The sequence below is a fragment of the Shigella sp. FC1544 genome, assembly GCF_001722145.1.
GTDB lineage: Bacteria > Pseudomonadota > Gammaproteobacteria > Enterobacterales > Enterobacteriaceae > Escherichia > Escherichia coli.
Window position 1 is genome coordinate 1 of the sequence record NZ_MECT01000558.1, and the last position, 19,737, is coordinate 19,737.

16 protein-coding genes, 1 rRNA gene and 4 pseudogenes are annotated in these 19,737 nt (G+C 49.0%); 5 read left to right on the plus strand and 16 right to left on the minus strand.

The features are described from left to right. A 5S ribosomal RNA gene (gene rrf, locus BGK49_RS20885) occupies positions 1-101 on the plus strand; the annotation flags it as partial. Positions 102-331: 230 nt separating this feature from the next. On the opposite strand, the gene BGK49_RS20890 is transcribed toward rrf, so the two are convergent. The 7 genes and pseudogenes from BGK49_RS20890 to acrE all read right to left on the minus strand — a co-directional run bounded on the left by BGK49_RS20890 (position 332) and on the right by acrE (position 9,641). Continuing rightward, positions 332-1,090 carry an amino acid ABC transporter ATP-binding protein gene (locus BGK49_RS20890; protein ID WP_000078313.1) on the minus strand — a complete coding sequence of 253 codons (759 nt, stop codon included), beginning with the start codon at positions 1,088-1,090 and terminating at the stop codon, positions 332-334. Between the two features lie 7 nt (positions 1,091-1,097). Beyond that, positions 1,098-2,191, minus strand: a pseudogene (locus tag BGK49_RS20895) (amino acid ABC transporter permease). 9 nt (positions 2,192-2,200) lie between these two features. Then, positions 2,201-3,371 (minus strand): annotated as a pseudogene (locus tag BGK49_RS30710) (amino acid ABC transporter permease). A 67-nt stretch (positions 3,372-3,438) separates the two neighbouring features. Further along, positions 3,439-4,463 (minus strand): annotated as a pseudogene (locus BGK49_RS20905) (amino acid ABC transporter substrate-binding protein). 430 nt (positions 4,464-4,893) lie between these two features. Further along, a complete protein-coding gene (locus tag BGK49_RS20915) occupies positions 4,894-5,115 on the minus strand; it encodes a putative periplasmic lipoprotein (RefSeq protein WP_000825639.1) in 222 nt (73 codons plus the stop codon). Between the two features lie 252 nt (positions 5,116-5,367). Further along, positions 5,368-8,472, minus strand: a pseudogene (gene acrF / locus BGK49_RS20925) (multidrug efflux RND transporter permease subunit AcrF). 11 nt (positions 8,473-8,483) lie between these two features. Next, on the minus strand, positions 8,484-9,641 hold the full coding sequence (gene acrE / locus BGK49_RS20930; protein ID WP_069375829.1) for a multidrug efflux RND transporter periplasmic adaptor subunit AcrE: 1,158 nt from the start codon (positions 9,639-9,641) through the stop codon (positions 8,484-8,486). A gap of 398 nt (positions 9,642-10,039) precedes the next feature. Here acrE and acrS point away from each other — a divergent pair, with 398 nt between their 5' ends. Further along, the gene (gene acrS, locus BGK49_RS20935; RefSeq protein ID WP_001129495.1) at positions 10,040-10,702 is read left to right on the plus strand and encodes a multidrug efflux transporter transcriptional repressor AcrS; all 663 of its coding nucleotides are present in this window, start codon (positions 10,040-10,042) and stop codon (positions 10,700-10,702) included. 2 nt (positions 10,703-10,704) lie between these two features. On the opposite strand, the gene BGK49_RS20940 is transcribed toward acrS, so the two are convergent. From BGK49_RS20940 to BGK49_RS20980, 9 genes are all read right to left on the minus strand, one after another. Beyond that, on the minus strand, positions 10,705-10,884 hold the full coding sequence (locus BGK49_RS20940) for a DUF2556 family protein (protein WP_001355779.1): 180 nt from the start codon (positions 10,882-10,884) through the stop codon (positions 10,705-10,707). 83 nt (positions 10,885-10,967) lie between these two features. Further along, entirely contained in the window at positions 10,968-11,852 is an 885-nt protein-coding gene (yhdJ, locus tag BGK49_RS20945; RefSeq protein WP_001258911.1) for an adenine-specific DNA-methyltransferase, read from the minus strand. A gap of 85 nt (positions 11,853-11,937) precedes the next feature. After that, positions 11,938-12,234, minus strand: coding sequence for a DNA-binding transcriptional regulator Fis (gene fis / locus BGK49_RS20950; protein WP_000462905.1), 297 nt, complete (start codon positions 12,232-12,234; stop codon positions 11,938-11,940). A 25-nt stretch (positions 12,235-12,259) separates the two neighbouring features. Beyond that, positions 12,260-13,225, minus strand: coding sequence for a tRNA dihydrouridine synthase DusB (gene dusB / locus BGK49_RS20955; RefSeq protein WP_001219652.1), 966 nt, complete (start codon positions 13,223-13,225; stop codon positions 12,260-12,262). Positions 13,226-13,553: 328 nt separating this feature from the next. After that, the gene (gene prmA / locus BGK49_RS20960; protein ID WP_001145827.1) at positions 13,554-14,435 is read right to left on the minus strand and encodes a 50S ribosomal protein L11 methyltransferase; all 882 of its coding nucleotides are present in this window, start codon (positions 14,433-14,435) and stop codon (positions 13,554-13,556) included. A gap of 11 nt (positions 14,436-14,446) precedes the next feature. Next, positions 14,447-15,898 (minus strand): sodium/pantothenate symporter, encoded by a 1,452-nt coding sequence (gene panF / locus BGK49_RS20965; protein WP_001175722.1) that lies wholly within the window; start codon positions 15,896-15,898, stop codon positions 14,447-14,449. Next, complete coding sequence (locus BGK49_RS20970; RefSeq protein WP_001446003.1) at positions 15,888-16,130, minus strand: YhdT family protein; 243 nt, start codon at positions 16,128-16,130, stop codon at positions 15,888-15,890. The genes panF and BGK49_RS20970 overlap by 11 nt, the downstream gene beginning before the upstream one ends. A gap of 92 nt (positions 16,131-16,222) precedes the next feature. After that, complete coding sequence (locus BGK49_RS20975; RefSeq protein ID WP_032335822.1) at positions 16,223-17,158, minus strand: sugar kinase; 936 nt, start codon at positions 17,156-17,158, stop codon at positions 16,223-16,225. Positions 17,159-17,189: 31 nt separating this feature from the next. Next, positions 17,190-18,020 (minus strand): DeoR/GlpR family DNA-binding transcription regulator, encoded by an 831-nt coding sequence (locus BGK49_RS20980; protein WP_000843959.1) that lies wholly within the window; start codon positions 18,018-18,020, stop codon positions 17,190-17,192. 342 nt (positions 18,021-18,362) lie between these two features. On the opposite strand from BGK49_RS20980, the gene BGK49_RS20985 reads away from it, so the two are divergent. The 3 genes from BGK49_RS20985 to BGK49_RS20995 form a co-directional block, all read left to right on the plus strand. After that, positions 18,363-19,217: a tagatose bisphosphate family class II aldolase gene (locus BGK49_RS20985; RefSeq protein ID WP_000275536.1), complete on the plus strand. Its 855-nt coding sequence runs from the start codon at positions 18,363-18,365 to the stop codon at positions 19,215-19,217. 35 nt (positions 19,218-19,252) lie between these two features. Then, positions 19,253-19,429: a hypothetical protein gene (locus tag BGK49_RS20990; protein ID WP_001432566.1), complete on the plus strand. Its 177-nt coding sequence runs from the start codon at positions 19,253-19,255 to the stop codon at positions 19,427-19,429. 66 nt (positions 19,430-19,495) lie between these two features. Continuing rightward, on the plus strand, positions 19,496-19,737 hold a 242-nt coding region (locus BGK49_RS20995), incomplete at its 3' end, for an IS1 family transposase (protein ID WP_001735704.1).

Here is a 19,737-nt window from a genome sequence, read left to right on the forward strand (position 1 = left end):
GCGGTGGTCCCACCTGACCCCATGCCGAACTCAGAAGTGAAACGCCGTAGCGCCGATGGTAGTGTGGGGTCTCCCCATGCGAGAGTAGGGAACTGCCAGACATCAAATAAAACAAAAGGATCAGTCGGAAGACTGGGCCTTTTGTTTTATCTGTTGTTTGTCGGTGAACACTCTCTCGAGTAGGACAAATCCGCCGGGAGCGGATTTGAACGTTGCGAAGCAACGGCCCGGAGGGTGGCGGGCAGGACGCCCGCCATAAACTGCCAGACATCAAATCAACAAAAAGGCCATCCGAAAGGATGGCCTTTTTGCTTTTCGAACTAACATTCAATTAATGGATTACCTGCGATAAAAATGCCCTCGTACGCTCTGATTTAGGATGCGTAAAAAATTCATCAGGTGCAGCTTGTTCCACTATCTCCCCACGATCCATAAAAATTACCCGGTCAGCGACGGTACGTGCAAACCCCATTTCATGTGTTACACACAACATTGTCATACCCGACTGCGCCAGCCCAATCATCGTATCCAGCACCTCTTTCACCATCTCCGGATCGAGCGCCGACGTTGGTTCATCAAACAACATAATTTTCGGCTTCATACACAGCGAACGCGCAATGGCAACGCGTTGCTGCTGACCACCTGAAATCTGTCCGGGAAACTTATGCGCATGTTCGGCAATTCTCACCCGCTCAAGGTAATGCATCGCCAGAGCTTCAGCCTCTTTCTTAGGCATCTTGCGTACCCAAATCGGTGCCAGGGTACAGTTCTGTAAAACGGTCAGATGAGGGAAGAGATTGAAATGCTGAAATACCATTCCCACTTCCTGCCTGACGCGCTCAATATTGCGGATATCTTCATTAAGTTCGATGCCATCTACGACAATCCGTCCCTGTTGATGTTCTTCCAGATGATTAATACAACGAATGGTTGTCGATTTACCGGAACCAGAAGGGCCACACAGAACGATCCGTTCTCCCGGTTGCACGGTTAAATTTATATTTTTCAAAACATGGAATTGTCCATACCATTTATGGACGTTTTCCAGCGTAATCATCGCGTTAGCAGGTTGCAGTAAAATTTGGCTCATAGTGTCCTCAATGCGGTGTACGCCCGGCGTTAAAACGTTTTTCCAGATGTTGGCTATAACGTGACATGCTGAAACAAAAGATCCAGTAGATCAGCGCGGCGAAAACATACCCTTCCGTCGACATACCCAACCAGGCGGGATCAACGGTTGCCTGCTGAACGCTACTGAAAAGATCGAACAAGCCGATGATGATCACCAGGCTGGTATCTTTGAAGAGTGCGATGATGGTATTTACCAGCCCAGGAATTACCAGCTTCAACACCTGTGGCAGAATAACCAGCCCCTGAGTTTTCCAGTACCCCAACGCCAGCGACTCTGCCGCTTCATATTGCCCTTTAGGTAGGGCCTGTAATCCGCCTCGCACGACTTCCGCAACATATGCTGACTGAAACAGGATCACGCCAACCAGCGCGCGGATCAGTTTGTCGATACTGGTGCCTTCTGCCATAAACAACGGCAGCATGACCGAAGACATAAACAATACGGTAATCAGCGGTACGCCGCGCCAGAACTCGATAAAAATGACCGATAAGATACGCACAATCGGCATATGGGAGCGGCGACCTAACGCCAGTAAGATCCCCCACGGTAGCGCCCCCGCAATCCCAACGGATGCAATAATTAAAGTTAGCGTCAGCCCGCCCCATTGCCGGGTTTCAACCCGCTCAAGACCAAAAAAACCGCCATACATCAGCCACCAGACAATCAGTGGGTAAATCACCGCCCAGACCGCAATATAGCGACCGCGATGCGGGAGTATTTTGGTGCGATTGACACAAGGCCAATCAGTAATGCCAGGTTAATTCGCCAGCGTTGGTCGTGTGGGTAAAGTCCATACATAAACTGACCAAATCGTTCGTGGATGAAGACCCAACAGGCACCGGCTTTTGTGCAGTCGGCACGCGTTGAGCCAACCCAGTTAGCCTGCAAAAATGCCCAGTTCAGCAACGGTGGGATCAGTTCCCACATCAACCATATGCAGCCAATAGTCAGCAGGCTATTGCTCCAGCTGGAGAACAGATTTTTTCGCACCCACACCATCGCGCGGCTTGAGTTATGGCTCGCTGGGCGCGAGGGCTGAGACAGCAATACTTTTGTCATCATGACTCCTTAGCGTTCAACGATCGCGATGCGGCGGTTATAGATATTCATCAGCAGCGAGATAGTCAGGCTGATAATCAGATAGACCGACATGGTCATGGCTATCGTCTCGATGGCTTGCCCCGTCTGGTTCAGCACGGTGCCAGCAAACAGCGAAACCATATCGGGATAGCCAATAGCGGCGGCAAGAGAGGAGTTTTTGACGATGTTGAGATACTGGCTGGTTAACGGCGGAATAATCACTCGCAGTGCCTGGGGAATAATGACCTGGCGTAGCGTAACCCCAGTGACCGAGCCGCTTCATGTTGACCATAAGGCACTGCCTGGCTCCCAGCGCGGATAATCTCGGCGATAAATGCAGAGGTATAAACCGAAAGTGCCAGCGTTAAGGCTGCCAGTTCAGGAATTAAAACCATTCCGCCGCGGAAGTTAAAGCCTCGTAGGGCTGGGACATCCCAGTGTAGTGCTGCGCCAAAAAGCCATTGCGCCAGTAAAGGCAAACCGATGATCAACACTGCGGCGAACGGCCAGGTGCGGCGCAGTTGTCTGGTCTTTATCTGGTATGTTTTATTAAAGCGGAATAGCCCAACAGAAAGGACTATAGCCATAACAACAGCCAGGATAAACGCAATAAATCCGTCTCCCAGCTGCGGTGACGGAATATAAAGCCCACGATTGCTCAAAAAGGCCAGATCAAACGCGCTCACAGCCTGGCGCGTGGTCCGGGCAAATTGCGCAACACGGCAAAGTACCAGAAGAAGATTTGCAGCAGCGGGGGAATATTACGGAAGATCTCAATATAAATTGTGGATAGCTTTCGTAGCAGCCAGTTATCCGAAAGTCTCGCCAGACCGATAAAGAAGCCTAAAACAGAAGCGAACACAATACACAATGCAGAAACCAGTAGCGTATTGAGTAAGCCGACAATAAAAACGCGTCCGTAGGTGTCGCCCTGCTGGTAATCGATCAAATGCTGGACAATACCGAAGCCAGCGCCGCGATCCAGAAAGGCAAAACCTGAAGTAATGCCACGATTACTGAGATTCGTTACAGTGTTGTGAAATAACCAACCAACAATTCCGACAACAGCAACAACGGCAAGGATCTGGAATAACCAGGCACGAACCGTAGGGTTGGCAAAGGAGAGTGAGCCTTTAACGGTTGAGCGGCGATGAGACATAGAAACCTCGGAAAGCATAACGCTGAAGAGAGCGCCGCCGTAGCGACGCTCGTTACCTCACACCGACTTAACGCACGGGCGGCGCGTACTGAATACCGCCGTTATTCCAGAGATTATTTTGCCCACGTTTAATTTTCAGCGGGCTTTCTGAACCTACGTTACGCTCGAAAATTTCCGAGTAGTTACCCACCTGTTTGATGATGTTATAGGCCCATTTATTATCCAACTTCAGATCCTTGCCGTAATCGCCTTCTTTACCCAGCAGATGTGCCATATCAGGCGTTGCTGGATTAGCCGCTTTTTCATCGACGTTCTGGGAATTGATGCCCATCTCTTCAGCATTCAGCATGGCGAAAAGCGTCCAGCGTACAATCGAGAACCATTCATCATCGCCACGACGAACTACCGGCCCAAGCGGTTCTTTAGAGATAACCTCCGGTAAGACAATCCATTCAGCTGGGTTGCTTAATTTGATGCGCAGGGCATACAGTTGCGACTGATCCGAGGCCAGCGTATCGCAGCGACCAGATTCCAGTGCCTTCGCTGATTCGTCAGAGCGATCGAAAGTCACCGGTGTGTACTTCATATTGTTTGCCTTGAAATAGTCGGCAACGTTGAGTTCGGTATCAGTACCCGCCTGAATACAGACGGTAGCGCCATCCAGTTCTTTCGCGCTTTTTAGCCCCGCTTTATCGTGCGTCAGGAAGCCAATGCCGTCGTAATAAGTGACGCCAGTAAATGCCATTCCCATCCCGGCGTCGCGAGATGAAGTCCAGGTCGTATTACGGGAGAGCAAATCCACTTCCCCTGACTGTAAAACCGTGAAGCGTTCTTTTGCTGTGAGTGGGGTATATTTCACTTTCGTGTCGTCACCAAATACAGCAGCGGCAACACTACGACAAACATCAACATCAATACCTGAAAACTTACCGTCTGCATCGGCATAAGAGAACCCAGGTAATCCATCACTGATCCCGCATTGCACAAAACCTTTTTTCTGAACGGCATCAAGCGTCGCGCCAGCATGCGCTGATTTGCAACGGCAAGCAGCACGCTGGCGGCAGCCAGTGTGGCTATCATCATCTTTTTCATAATGCTTCCTGTGAGGCGAAAATTATCGTTATAGGACGTTTGGGAAACGTCTTTTACCTGTCTGTGGCCATCCTCTTATAAGCAAAAGTAGTGCCAGCTTTTGCGCACGATTTCGCGTCGCAATAAGCTGAGTGTAGACAGGAAATAATAAAAACAGCGCCCCGCAATGGTGCGAAAATGAAACATGCGCCACATTTTGGCGCAAAATATTTACGCGTGTTTTACTAAGCAGAATAATGATTGTTAGCGTGAGTATATTTCTGGTGGGAAGTGTGAAAGTTAAATTGATGCGTTATTTCGAAAGCAGCGAAATAACGCGATATAACATGCTAAATCAGCAGAGAATTAGCCAGCAGAATATAGCAATATTTTATCTTATGTAAAGATACTGTATCGTTAAACAGAGCGCGAAACTCCGCGCCCTGTTCAGTTATTTCGACAGAGCGATGATCCCCATTGTCAGGCCAGCAACAGCCGCTGCCCCGCCGGCAATAGCCCCAGCCGTTTCCCAGTTATCCTGAGTCGTGCCTTTCATACAGGTATTGGTGTGAACCAGACGACCCTGATCGTCATAAACCGGAACGCAGGGCGAATCGTGAGCACAGCCCGCCAGCAATGCGGTGAGCAATGCCACAGGAATTAATCTTTTCATGGTGTTACCTCAGTAATAAACGCTAACGCTTAATAAGTTAACTCTCTTATTAACGAGCTGAATGCCATTTTATCACCGGAGGTTATAAATATTGCGGAATGAATAATGACAAATTATGTGAATTGTAAAAATAGTGAAGGGAGCGGGAACTATAGAAAGTTTTTAAAGAGTGAGTGGAAGAATATCTTATTAATTTTTATGGGTTTCACTGAAAATAATAAAGGCACCCGAAAGTGCCTTTATGTTTCTGATTTATCCTTTAAAGCAACGGCGGATCACCACAAAGAACACCGGTACGAAGAAGATTGCCAGCAACGTTGCAGAGACCATTCCGCCCATTACCCCAATACCCACTGCGTTCTGCGCGCCACTGCCTGCACCGTTACTGATAGCTAGCGGTAATACGCCGAGAATAAAGGCGAGAGAGGTCATCAGGATAGGACGCAGACGCATACGTACTGCCATTAGTGTCGCTTCAACAACACCTTTACCCTCTTTCTCCATGAGATCTTTAGCGAACTCAACAATCAAAATAGCGTTTTTGGCCGACAAGCCAATTGTCGTTAGCAAGCCCACCATAAAGTAGACGTCATTTTTTTGATTAAAGAGTGTTGCCGCCAGCAGCACGTCGACAATCCCTAACGGCACGACCAACATAACCGAGACAGGAATTGACCAGCTTTCATAGAGTGCAGCAAGGCACAGGAAAACAACCACAAAGGAAATTGCTACCAGAGCGGGAGCCTGGTTTCCCGATAAGCGTTCCTGATACGACATACCCGTCCAGTCATAACCAATGCCCGCAGGTAATTTTGACGCAAGGTTTTCCATCAACGCCATGGCATCGCCGGAACTGGTTCCTGGCGCGGCTTCCCCCTGAATCTCCATTGACGGCAGACCGTTGTAGCGTTCCAGTCGCGGAGAGCCATACACCCAATGTGAAGTGGTAAAGGCCGAGAATGGCACCATTTCGCCGTTGGCGCTGCGGACATAAAGTTTATCGACATCTTCTGGCAGCATACGGAATTTGGCATCCGCCTGAACATACACCTTTTTCACGCGACCACGGTCGATGAAGTCGTTAACATAAGTCCCACCCAACGCCGTTGAAATGGTCTGATTGATGTCAGAAAGTGAAACACTTAATGCCTGCGCCTTTTCCTGGTCAACTTCCAGTTTAAACTGCGCGGTGTCTTCCAGGCCATTAGGACGCACGCTGACTAAGCTGGCAGGATGTTGCGCCGCCATACCAAGCAACTGGTTACGGGCCTGGGTTAGGGCATCGTGACCCAGCCCAGCCTGATCAATTAACTCAAAGTCGAAACCCGTTGCCGTGCCCAGTTCAACAATGGCTGGCATATTGAATGGAATGACAAAACCGTCGCGGATCTTGCCCAATTCCATTTTGGCACGATGGATTACCGCTTCCGCACTGTTTTCATCACCATTACGCTCTTCCCACGGTTTCAGACTGACGAAGGCCATACCGGCGTTTTATGCCTGGCCGCTGAAGCTAAAGCCGTTAACCGTAAAGACACTTTCAACGTTCGCTTTCTCGTTCTTCAGATAGTAATCCGTCACTTGATCCAACACTTTTTGCGTCCGCTCTTGCGTCGCGCCAGCGGGTAACTGAATCATGGTCAGAAAGACACCCTGATCCTCTTCAGGTAAGAAGGAAGACGGAAGACGTAAAAACAACACCACCATTCCTGCAACAATCAGCGCATAGATCAGTAAATATCGTCCTGTGGAACCGAGGATTTTGCCGACGCTGTTGGTGTAGTGGTTAACGCTATGATCGAAGGTGGTATTAAACCAGCCGAAGAAACCGCCCTTATTTTCGTGATGCTCAGCAGAGACGGGTTTAAGCAGCGTTGCACATAACGCAGGGGTAAGAATCAATGTCACCAGAACAGAAAGTGCCATTGCCGAAACGATGGTGATAGAGAACTGGCGATAAATTGCCCCAGTAGAACCGCCGAAGAATGCCATCGGAATAAATACCGCTGACAGCACCATCGCGATACCCACCAGTGCGCCCTGAATTTGCGACATCGATTTTTCCGTCGCTTCTTTTGGCGGGAGCTTATCCTCCATCATCACGCGCTCGACGTTCTCCACCACCACTATCGCATCATCGACGAGCAGCCCGATGGCAAGCACCATCCCGAACATCGTTAGTGTGTTGATGGAGTAACCAAAAGCGGCGAGGATGGCAAACGTCCCTAACAACACCACGGGTACCGCAATGGTGGGGATCAGCGTTGCTCGCATATTCTGCAAGAACAGATACATCACCAGGAACACCAGCATAATGGCTTCGAACAGCGTTTTTACCACTTCGTGAATAGAAAGCTGGACGAATGGCGTGGTGTCATAAGGGTAGAGAACCTTCATTCCCTGCGGGAAGAATGGCTGTAATTCCGCCAGTTTTGCCTTAATGGCTTTCGCGGTATCGAGAGCATTCGCGCCGGTTGCCAGCTTAATCCCCAGGCCCGCCGCCGGTTTTCCGTTGATACGAGCGATAACGTTATAGTTTTCACCGCCAAGTTCAACCCGTGCGACATCTTTCAGGCGTACCACCGAGCCGTCACTGTTTACGCGCAGGGTCACTTTGCCGAATTCTTCCGGATTTTTTAACCGCGTTTGAGCAATAATCGAGGCATTCAACTGTTGCCCTGGTAACGCTGGCGTTCCGCCCAACTGTCCGGCAGCGATCTGATCGTTCTGTACCTTCAACTGGTTAATCACATCAACCGGTGTCAGTTTATATTTGTTTAGCAGATCGGCGTCCAGCCAGATACGCATCGCATACTGTGCGCCGAAAAGCTGTACGTCACCGACGCCATTCAGACGGCTAAGCGTATCTTTAACGTTAGAGGCCACATAGTCCGAGATATCGTCCTGTGTGGTGCCTGGGTTATCAGAGACAAAACCCGCCACCATCAAATAGCTGCTACTGGACTTTTCAACACTGATCCCCTGCTGCTGAACCTCCTGCGGCAGCAACGGCGTGGCGAGCTGGAGTTTGTTCTGCACCTGCACTTGCGCGATATCAGGATCGGTCCCGGACTGGAAGGTAAGGGTAATTGTCACGCTACCGGCGGAATCGCTGGTGGAGGACATATACATCAGGTTATCGATACCATTCATATTCTGTTCGATAACCTGCGTCACCGTATCCTGCACGGTCTGCGCATCAGCACCTGGATAGTTTGCCGAAACAGAAACCGCAGGCGGTGCAATGGTTGGATACTGAGCGACGGGCAATTGTAGGATCGCCAGTGCGCCCGCCATCATCAGAATAATGGCCAGCACCCATGCAAATATCGGTCGTCGAATAAAAAAGTTTGCCATGTCAGATTACCTTACTTCGATGCAGTATCTGCGGGGGTATCGGTAGTGGCTTTAACCTGCTCTCCCGGACGCGCTTTTTGCAGGCCGCTGACAATGACTTGATCGCCAGATTTCAGACCTTCGCTAATCAACCATTTATCGCCAATCGCCTGACTGGCAACGACAGGGCGCGCTTCCACCTGACTTTTATCGTTAACAATCAGCACGGTTGCATCACCACGCGGTGTGCGGCTAACGCCTTGTTGCGGGATAAGAATGGCGTCAGGTTGGACGCCTTCATCAATCCGTGCACGCATATACATACCCGGCAAAAGCGTATGTTGCGGGTTAGGGAAGACAGCACGTAGGGTTATGGAGCCGGTGCTTTCATCAACGGTCACATCAGAGAATTGCAGCGTACCTTTCAGGGGATAGGTTTGACCGTTTTCCATGACCAACTCTACGTTGCTGGTGGCGTTTTCCTTATGCAAATTTCCTTGCTCTACGGATTGCTTCAGCCTCATAAAATCGTTGCTGGATTGGGTCACATCAACGTAGATAGGATCGAGCTGCTGGACAGTCGCCAGTTCAGTCGTTTGCCCATTAGTGACAAGAGCGCCTTCGGTCACGGTCGATTTGCCGATACGTCCGCTAATTGGCGCAGTCACTTTGGTATAAGCGAGATTGATGCGAGCGCTTTCGACTGTGGCTTTTGCGGCAATCACGGCGGCATCGGCCTGGCGAGCATCAGCAATGGCCTGGTCGTACTCCTGCTGGCTGATGTATTTCGTACCCACGAGCGGAACGTAACGTTTTACCGTCAAATGCGCGATGGCGGCGGCGGCTTCACTTTTCGCCAGTTCGCCTTTCGCGCTGTCATAATTTGCCTGATAGGTCGCGGGATCGATCTGGTACAGGGACTGGCCTGCTTGTACATCGCTGCCTTCAGTGAAATTACGATTCAGTACGATCCCGCTAACCTGTGGGCGAACTTCGGCTATACGGTAAGCATTGGTGCGGCCTGGTAATTCAGTCTTAACTTCTAACGGGGCCGTTTTCACAATATGAACGGTAACCTGCGGTTCACCGACGTGAGCTTTCTCTTCTCCCTTATCGTTACAACCGGCGATTAAAGCCGCGGAGATCAGAATAAAGGAGGGCAGGAGGAAAAACCTGGCATGTTTCGTCATTACTATTCCTCAAAAAACCAAAAGCGCGTTATTTACCCAGAAAGGCAACGCGTTAACTCGCAGAAAGAAAAATACAGTTTGCTATCCTACAAATTATCATTCGTCGATGTAAGGAATAGTTATGAATACTGGCGTCTCAAGGCACATAAACACAAAAAAAGATTAATATTCTACTGTTTTATTTTGACGCGGGTTGAAAGAGGCAGAATTAAAACCTCGTAAATTGAAATATATATTCATGTGGCGAATGTATTTTAGGTAAATAATATACATTGTTTATTTGACGATTTATAGCAACTCAATGTTACCCTCTCGTATAAATACACATTAGATGATAGATTAACCTTCGCTATTTTCTCACCCTGTGTCGAATATATTTATTTCCTGAATAATTAATCATGGCAAAAAGAACCAAAGCCGAAGCTCTGAAGACCCGGCAAGAACTGATTGAAACTGCCATCGCCCAGTTTGCGCAGCATGGCGTAAGCAAGACGACGCTCAACGACATTGCCGACGCCGCTAACGTTACGCGTGGCGCTATCGACTGGCACTTCGAAAACAAGACTCAACTGTTTAATGAGATGTGGTTGCAACAGCCTTCATTGCGGGAGTTAATCCAGGAACACTTGACGGCTGGATTAGAGCATGACCCGTTTCAACAATTGCGTGAAAAATTGATTGTCGGCTTGCAATATATTGCCAAAATTCCCCGCCAGCAGGCGTTGCTGAAAATCTTATATCACAAATGTGAATTTAATGATGAGATGCTGGCCGAGGGAGTGATACGCGAAAAGATGGGCTTTAATCCGCAGACTCTCCGCGAAGTATTGCAGGCGTGTCAGCAACAAGGTTGTGTAGCAAATAACCTCGATTTAGATGTTGTGATGATTATTATTAATGGTGCCTTCAGCGGAATTGTTCAAAACTGGTTAATGAATATGGCGGGTTATGATCTTTATAAACAAGCACCCGCGCTGGTCGATAACGTATTAAGAATGTTCATGCCAGATGAAAACATAACGAAATTAATTCATCAAACGAATGAATTAAGTGTCATGTAAATTCACATTCTGTCCTGAAAATTCAGTTCGTCACAGTTAACCAGTTTTAGTGGATTAACTGAGTTCATATTACGGCATTTGTCTGTTTCTGTTGTCAGCAGTTCAATCCACTGCATCAGTAAAGTATCAAACAGAAAAACGAAGACAGCGAAAACGACGAGCCACCAATACTTGCGAATCATTACCTGAGCCTGTGCATGTTTAACCAAGTCTGGCAGGAAATATACACGAAATGAATAATCTGAAAACCAGGCTTACACTTCCTTTACTTTGCAATGAGATCGGGGTCAACTTCGCTTAACCGGCTTCGTTTTGACAGGTTGCCGGTCTTTCTTTTTTTCACTTTCGCCAGTTCTTCCGCAGAGTAATGCGACGCGACATCCAGCCGTCGAAGCCCCATTTTGATGTACTCGCTGTTGATCTCAATACCAATGAATTTTCGCCCGCTGGAGACGGCTACGGCACCGGTAGTAAAGCTACCGGCAAACGGGTCGAGAACGATATCGCCTGGGTTGGAAGAGGCGAGAATAATGCGTTTCAGTAAGGCTTCCGGTTTTTGCGTCGGGTGGTTCTCATATTCATCCATCAAATAACGCACGCGCGGAAAATCCCAGACGTTACCCGGTACTTTTTGATGATTGTATGGCTGTGGAGGATTTTTGCGATAATCGATCAACGCGCGCTGCGATCCGGTTTTGGCTTCTACCAGAATAGCATCACCGTTGAATGTGTAGTTCTTTGCGTCTTTCACCATCATCAGGATGGGGTCGTACATGGAGCCGTAGTGTTTTTTCGCCTGTACACCAGAACTGTCATATGACCAGACGATGCGACTTTTGATGGTAAAAAGCTTGCGGCACTGGAGATCGATAAAGGGCATGTTTTCCGTGCTGTTCATGATGTACATGCTGCCCTGCTTTTTCAGAACGCGGTGGCACTCTGCAATCACTTCAAACAGCCAGTCGATAAACAGATCTTCTTTCCAGGCGTCGATCAGACCATCAAAATTTTTACCGATGTTATATGGTGGGTCGGCAAGGATCAGATCGACACTTTCGGCGGGGATCTTTTTAAGTTCGGCAAGCGCATCACCGTGAATAATGGTCTTAGCTTCATTACCAAACCGGGTCGGTTCACATCCTGTTCTCATGGTCACTCCCTTTGTGACACCTATAAAAAAGGCGCTTCCCCATGCCGAGTAGCGCCTTTTTAATCAAGCATTTAGCTAACCTGAATTAGTTCATGCCGTATTTTTTCAATTTTTTACGCAGCGTACCACGGTTGATGCCCATCATCAGCGCAGCACGGGTCTGGTTACCACGGGTGTATTGCATCACCATGTCCAACAGGGGCTGTTCTACTTCAGCCAGTACCAGCTCATAGAGGTCATTCACATCCTGACCATTCAGTTGAGCAAAATAGTTCTTCAGTGCCTGTTTAACCGAGTCACGCAGGGGTTTTTGGGTTACCTGATCCTGAGAGTTAACGGTAGAAACGGTCAGTACGTCAGAATTTACGCGTTGTTCGAACATAGTTCTGTCAGCTCTTTATTTCTGTTTACGCAAAATTTTCGAAGTATGCCTCCAACGCCTCCAGCTGTTCGCTAGCATCCTCAATGGCGTTGAATGTGCGCCGAAACTGGTCATTTGGAGCGTGTTCCTGGAGATACCAGGAAACGTGTTTACGTGCAATTCGGTACCCTTTTGCCGGACCATAAAAGTCATGCAGTTCCCGAACGTGCGCGCAAAGCAAGCGCTTAACCTCTGCCAAAGGCAGTGGGGGCAGCAACTCCCCAGTGTCCAGATAATGCTGGATTTCCCGAAAGATCCAGGGTCTTCCCTGAGCTGCGCGGCCTATCATCAGGGCATCCGCCCCTGTATAGTCGAGCACAGCTCTGGCTTTAAGCGGGTCAGTAATGTCGCCATTCGCGATAACCGGAATGGAAACTTTCTGCTTAACTGCCCGAATACTGTCGTACTCAGCTTCTCCATTGAACAAACAGGCGCGTGTACGGCCATGAATGGTCAGAGCCTGAATGCCACAGTCTTCAGCCAGTTGGGCAATCTCTTCGCAGTTACGGTGTTCCGGTGCCCAGCCAGTGCGAATCTTCAGGGTAACAGGAACGTCCACTGCATTGACGACCTCGGTAAGGATCGATTTAACGACATCCGGGTACTGCAAGAGGGCTGAACCTGCGAGCTTGCGATTCACTTTTTTAGCCGGGCAACCCATATTGATATCAATAATCTGGGCACCGCTTTCCACGTTAATACGTGCTGCATCTGCCATTTCTTTCGGATCGCTACCAGCAATTTGCACGGTGCGAATACCGGGTTCATCAATGTGCACCATCCGTAAACGAGATTTGTCGCTTTCCCAAACCTGTGGGTTAGAAGACATCATCTCGGATACTGTCAATCCGGCTCCCATCTCGTAGCACAACGTCCGAAAAGGTCTGTCTGTAATGCCAGCCATGGGCGCTGCGATCAGGCGATTTCTGAGCTGATATTGTCCGATGCGCATGAGTTAAGAAATGACCATACTGTGACTGCAAGGCGGCGTATATTACGCATTTTTTGCACGAGATGAAAGGCCAAACTTTGACCAATCCTCTGAGATGGATCAAAGAATTGCATTTAAAATGAGCGTGGTGCGATAATTACTTATAAAAATCATCATATTAGAAAATAGTGACTAAAATTTACATTCAAAGAAATTTGAGTAAGTTCTCAATTTTTCTTTATGAATGAAAATTTTGGCACGCAAATTTGCGTAAATAACCGGCAAATTTACGTGCCTTTTGTGAGCTTGCTCGCACTTCGCCCCGCGTCACCCTACGGCGATGCGAAGGTTAATTCTTACGACCGGTAATACGGCACCACTCTTCTTTTTCCACGACCGGGTCCAGTGCGAAGCTATCGGCATAAGCTTCACAAACGCTCTCTGCCTGGCTTGCCAGAATACCGGAAAGGCCCAGCAAACCGCCTGAAACCGGCAGGACGCTGATTAACGGTGCCAGTTCACGTAATGGGCCTGCAAGGATGTTCGCGACCACCACGTCGGCTTTCATTTCTTCTGGCTGATCTTTCGGTAAGTAGAGTTCCAGACGGTCAGAAACGCCATTACGTTCGGCGTTGTCGCGGCTAGCCTGAATCGCCTGCGGATCGATATCAATACCAATGGCTTTTGCTGCACCCAGTTTCAGCGCCGCGATAGCCAGAATGCCGGAACCGCAGCCAAAGTCGATGACTGTTTTACCAGTTAAATCGAGGCTGTCGAGCCATTGTAGGCACAGAGAGGTAGTTGGATGGGTACCCGTACCAAACGCCAGCCCTGGGTCTAACATCACGTTGACGGCGTTTTCGTCCGGCACATCACGCCAGCTTGGGCAGATCCACAGTCGTTCACCAAAGCGCATCGGGTGGAAATTATCCATCCATTCGCGCTCCCAGTCTTTATCTTCCAGTTGTTCGATTTTATGCGCGAAGCCTGCGCCGAGCAGCGGATGGTTTTCCAGAATCGCCACCACGTCGTTCATATCGGTTTCAGCGTCGAACAGACCAATCACATCGGTGTCGCCCCACAGGCGCGTTTCGCCCGGCAGCGGCTCAAATACTGGCGTATCGTGGGTATCCTGAAAAGTGATAGAAACGGCACCCGCTTCCATCAGCGCATCGCTAAGATCTTCAGCGTTCGCGCCGGTGGTGTTCAGTTTCAGTTGGATCCAAGGCATGGCAAAACTCTTTATTTATCAGTAGTCAAAACGGTAGCTTGCGGGACGGATGTACCGAAACGGTTTCCGACCAGGAAAGCCAGCAAACTTAGTAGTAACGAGGGCACGATAGGGTGGAAGCCCAGGTACTGAATATTCAGCGTCGCGAGTACGGCATACAGCACGCCGCCAACGATCATCGCACTTAGCGCGCCTTTGGCGTTGGCGCGTTCCCAGTAAAGACCCAGCACCAGCGGCCACAGGAAAACGGCTTCCAACCCACCGAAGGCCAGCAAATTCAGCCAGATGATCATTTCTGGCGGCTTCCAGGCGGCAAGCAGCAGCAACGCGCCGAGAACTAACGTAATTACCGCCGACATCCGCTTCAGACGCGTCTCGTTTTGCATTTGATCCGGACGGATATTCAGATAGAGATCTTTAATGATCGTAGCGGAACTTTGTAGCAATTGGGCGTTAATTGTCGACATGATCGCAGCCATAGGTGCAGCCAGAAAGATCCCGGCAGCAAACGGTGGCAGCACTTTTACCATTAACGTCGGGATCACCAGGTCCGGTACGGTGAGATCGGGGATCACTGCACGACCTAACGCTCCGGCCAGGTGCATACCGAACATCAGGATTGCGACTACAATCGTACCGATGATGATCCCCCGGTGTACCGCTTTGCTGTCTTTATAAGAGATACAGCGCACCGCAGTATGCGGCAGGCCAATCACGCCAAAGCACACCAGTACCCAGAACGACGTCATAAAGGCAGGCGACAGAATATCGTCAGCGCCTTGTGGCGTAACCAGTTGCGGATCGATGGTTTGCAGCGTCTCTACCGCATTACTTAAACCACCTGCGGCATGTACCACGCCAATAAGCAGCACAACGGTGCCAATCAGCATCACAAGCCCTTGCATGGTGTCGTTCAGCACGCTGGCGCGAAAGCCGCCAAAGGCGGTATACAACGCAATGCTGATACCGAAAATCAGCAGCCCGGTTTCATAAGGAATACCCGCCGCGGTTTCCAGCAGGCGCGCACCGCCGATAAACTGCACGGTCATTGCCCCAACGAACGCAACCAGCAAACTCAAACTCGCCAGCCACACCAGAAGACGACTCTGGTAGCGGGCAAACAGCATGTCGTTCAGCGTCACTGCATTGTAGCGGCGCGCAAGAATCGCGAACTTCTTGCCGAGAATACCGAGCGAAAGCCAGACTGCAGGAAGCTGAATCATCGCCAGCAATACCCAACCCAGGCCGTATTTATAAGCAGCTCCAGGCCCGCCGATAAACGAACTTGCACTGATATAGGTCGCGGTGAGCGTCATCGCCAGCACAATACCGCCCATAGAGCGGCTGCCGAGGAAATACTCATTAAGGAAGGTACCGGTGCTCCGTTTACGCATCGCATAAACAGAGATACCGAACACCACCACCAGATAGGCGACCAGCGGTAGAATCACTTCAAGCTGCATCGTCATCCTCCAGTGGGATATCGCGATAGATAAATTTCACCATCGCCCAGCACAGTCCAATAAACAGCAGCGGCGTCAGGATGCAGGCCATCTCAAACCAGCGCGGAAAGCCGGTAAAACCGGGGGCAACGTCAGGTAAGTAAGCGGCTGCTAACCAAACTGCCAGATACAAAAGGGTCAGCCCCAGCGCCCAGCGCGCCTCTTTATGGGCCTGAACAAAACGAGTGTCCACGGAAGGGTTCCTCCTCATGGGGGGATACGAGAAACGGGCAATTCTACGGCAACTCTTCAGGCAGGGAAAATAATCTGACAGAAAATTGCCGTTCAGTGCTGCTGCAAAAAGTCTTCAATGTCAGCCAGTGAGGATATCCCTTCCATCGGACCTTGCCGCATTACGGCGAGCGCGCCGCTGGCATTTGCATATTGCAGTGCCTTATGTGCCGGGAAACCGGATAAGAAAAGAGTGATAAACGTTGCGCCAAAGCAGTCGCCTGCACCCGTTGGATCGATAATTTCGATATCGTGGCCTGTAACATGCTGGGCGTGTAATGTACCGTTTTTAAGCTTGTAATAGCTGGCCCCACGCTGGGCGCGTTTTATCGCCACATGTTTTACGCCGCCGTGGAGAAGATCGCTAACAATCTGTTCTTCTGACAGATTTTTGTGACGCGCGAAGAAAGGGAGTTCGCTTTCGCTGGGGATGAAAATATCCGTATATTCAATCAAATAATCGAGAGCCTGCGCCATTTCAGGAATGCTCAGCATCTCTTTGCGAATATTGGGATCGAAAGAAACGGTGCCGCCAGCCGATTTGATCGTCGTTATTGCTTTACGCATGACATCGATCATGCGAAATGAGAACAACGATGAGCCCACAATATGGAGATGGTTACACTGTTTTAGCAGATCCTTATCAATGTGCTCAGCAGTAAACAAGCCGCAGGCGCTGTTAGGGATATTAAAGACGAAATCGCGCTGCTGGGGATTTTGATAACTCACGAACGCCGTACCTGTGACGGCATTGTTCATAACATGGATCCCATCGGTAATGACACCTTCATGACGGAGGCGCTCTATAATGAGTCGGCCAAAATCATCATTACCAACACATCCGAAGAAGATGGCCCGATGGGACAGTTTTGCCACCTGAGCAGCAAAAATTGCTGGCGCACCGCTGGGAAATGGCCCGATAAACTCCCCAGGCTGAGTGAATGTTTGATGTGGGTTGCGGGACAAAAACTCGGCCAGCAATTCGCCCATAGCGCAGATAGTTATTGTCACAAAACCCCTCTCATTCCTGAAGCCTTTCGCGATTGGACCAGGTAAAGCACTCATTACTGGTATAAAGGATAACGAAATCAGCCGACTGCAATTGTTGCTGATATTGTTCGTTAATGCTGCGGCTGACGATCACATTTTCTGCCTGATGCAAATGCCCGATAGCAGCCGTTGATGGCGCAGGATCGGCGGCAACGATAACCGTCTTATTCTGGGCATGATCGAAACAGAGCTGCCAGGCAGCGGCCAGTCTGGGAACGTTGATATTTAAAGTACCATCAGCATCCAGATGGTTGATTTCCAGAATGCTATGTGTAATGGTGAAATGCTGAAGTGCCTGTTCAAGCGGTTTTCCGGCCAGTGCGGTGTCGGGGCGCAGCATTTCACTGCCAGCCAGTATTATTTCGCCATCAATAAACTGATTTGCCAGCAGCGCATGTTCGGGATCGTTGGTGATCAGACGCAGTTTTTTCACTTCGCTGAGCAATGGAATGATCTTACGGCAGATTGTCCCATGTCCAAGAAATAGCGTGTCACGATCGCGAATTAGCCGTGCGCAATGTCGTGCTATTTCCATTTGTTGTGCCAGAGACAATGGCGCGATCGGTTGTATCGCTTCTGGTTCAGAGGAGAGTGGTGTCGCAATAGCACCGCCAAATGATCGCTTTAAATATCCCTGTTGCTCCAGATAACTGAGATCGCCGCGGATCGTCACGCCAGAGACACCAAGTTGTGCAGATAAGTCATCAACTTTGATTTCACCTTGGGCGGCAACAATTTCTGCAATTTTTAATCTGCGTTTCAGTAGGTTAGACGATTTTCTCGGCACGTTAACACTCTTCATTGGCCTTTAATGCGTAACACTATAGCCCCTTGTATTTTTCTTTGAAAGTTATCCTTCAATAATATCGACAATTCGAAAAGAAAATCATGGGTCAAAAATCGCAACAAAAATAGATTAATTAATTGAAAAATAAATGAATTTATTCATATTTATGCAGAGATGTTATTGGTTTCACTTGTAAAGTGAAAAACAAATTAAGTTATTTTTTTGTAAGTTATTTTGATGATATTCGACATGTATCACGCTTTTTGCCGCTTTTGCTGTGCTAGTTTGCTTTCAAAATGAAAGTTAATATTCTCTTTCTTCATTTTGTAAGGCGAACGACAAATAACAGGAGCTGCGATGTACATCATTTCAAGCAAAAACATGCTGAAAAAAGCCCAGTCAGAGGGATATGCCGTCCCCGCTTTCAACATTCATAACCTTGAAACTTTACAGGTAGTTGTTGAGAGCGCTGCACAACTTCGCTCTCCCGTTATGCTGGCGGGAACACCCGGTACTTATCGTTATGGTGGCGTGGGAAGTTTAATTTCGTTAGTACAATCGCTGGCTCGCGAGTACAACCTGCCGTTAGTCCTGCATCTCGACCATCATGAAGAGAGTGATGACATTTTTAACAAGGTTCGCGCAGGGATCCGTTCTGTCATGATTGATGGCTCCCATTTGCCATTTGAAGACAACATTGCGCGAGTGCAAGAAGTTACCACCTTTTGCCATCGCTTTGATGTTAGCGTTGAGGCCGAGCTAGGGCGTCTTGGCGGCCAGGAGGACGATCTGCTGGTGGATGAAAAAGATTCCGCTTATACCTCACCAGCCGCAGCTGCAGAGTTTGTTCAACGTACCCAAATTGACTCCCTGGCCGTAGCAATCGGCACAGCACATGGTTTATATGCGCATGAACCACGACTGGATTTTGTGCGGCTGGAACAGATTCGTCAGCGAGTGGAGATTCCACTGGTGTTGCATGGTGCTTCGGGCTTATCAGAACAGGACGTTCAGCACTGTATTCGCCGCGGTATTTGTAAAGTGAATGTCGCGACAGAATTGAAAATTGCGTTTGCCGATGCGTTAAAAGGATATTTCTACAACAATCCTGCGGCAAATGATCCACGCCACTATATGCAGTCCGCAAAGGCCGCCATGAAAGAAGTCGTAACTCGTATTATTGGTGTCTGTGGTAGTGAAGGAAAAATTTAAGACGTTGTACCCTACAAAAACAATGAGGATTGTTTATGAAAAATATTAAATTACTTGGTTCAGCTATGTTGGTGAGCCTGGCATTGTTCTCGCAAAATTCGTTGGCAAAAGAGTATAAAATTGGTGCGTCATTATTAACACAGCAACATCCTTTCTATATTGATCTTGCGAATGCCATGAAAGAAGAGGCAAAAAAGACAATGTCAATTTAAGTGTCTCTATTGGTAATGCTGCCAACTTACTGATTTAGTGTATGATGGTGATTTTAAGGTGCTTGCGTGGCTTCCATTTCCATCAGATGTCCTTCCTGCTCCGCTACTGAAGGCGTGGTGCGTAACGGCAAAAGCACTGCCGGACATCAGCGCTATCTCTGCTCTCATTGCCGTAAAACATGGCAACTACAGTTCACTTACACCGCCTCTCAGCCCGGTACGCACCAGAAAATCATTGATATGGCCATGAATGGCGTCGGATGTCGCGCCAGTGCACGCATTATGGGCGTTGGCCTCAACACGGTTTT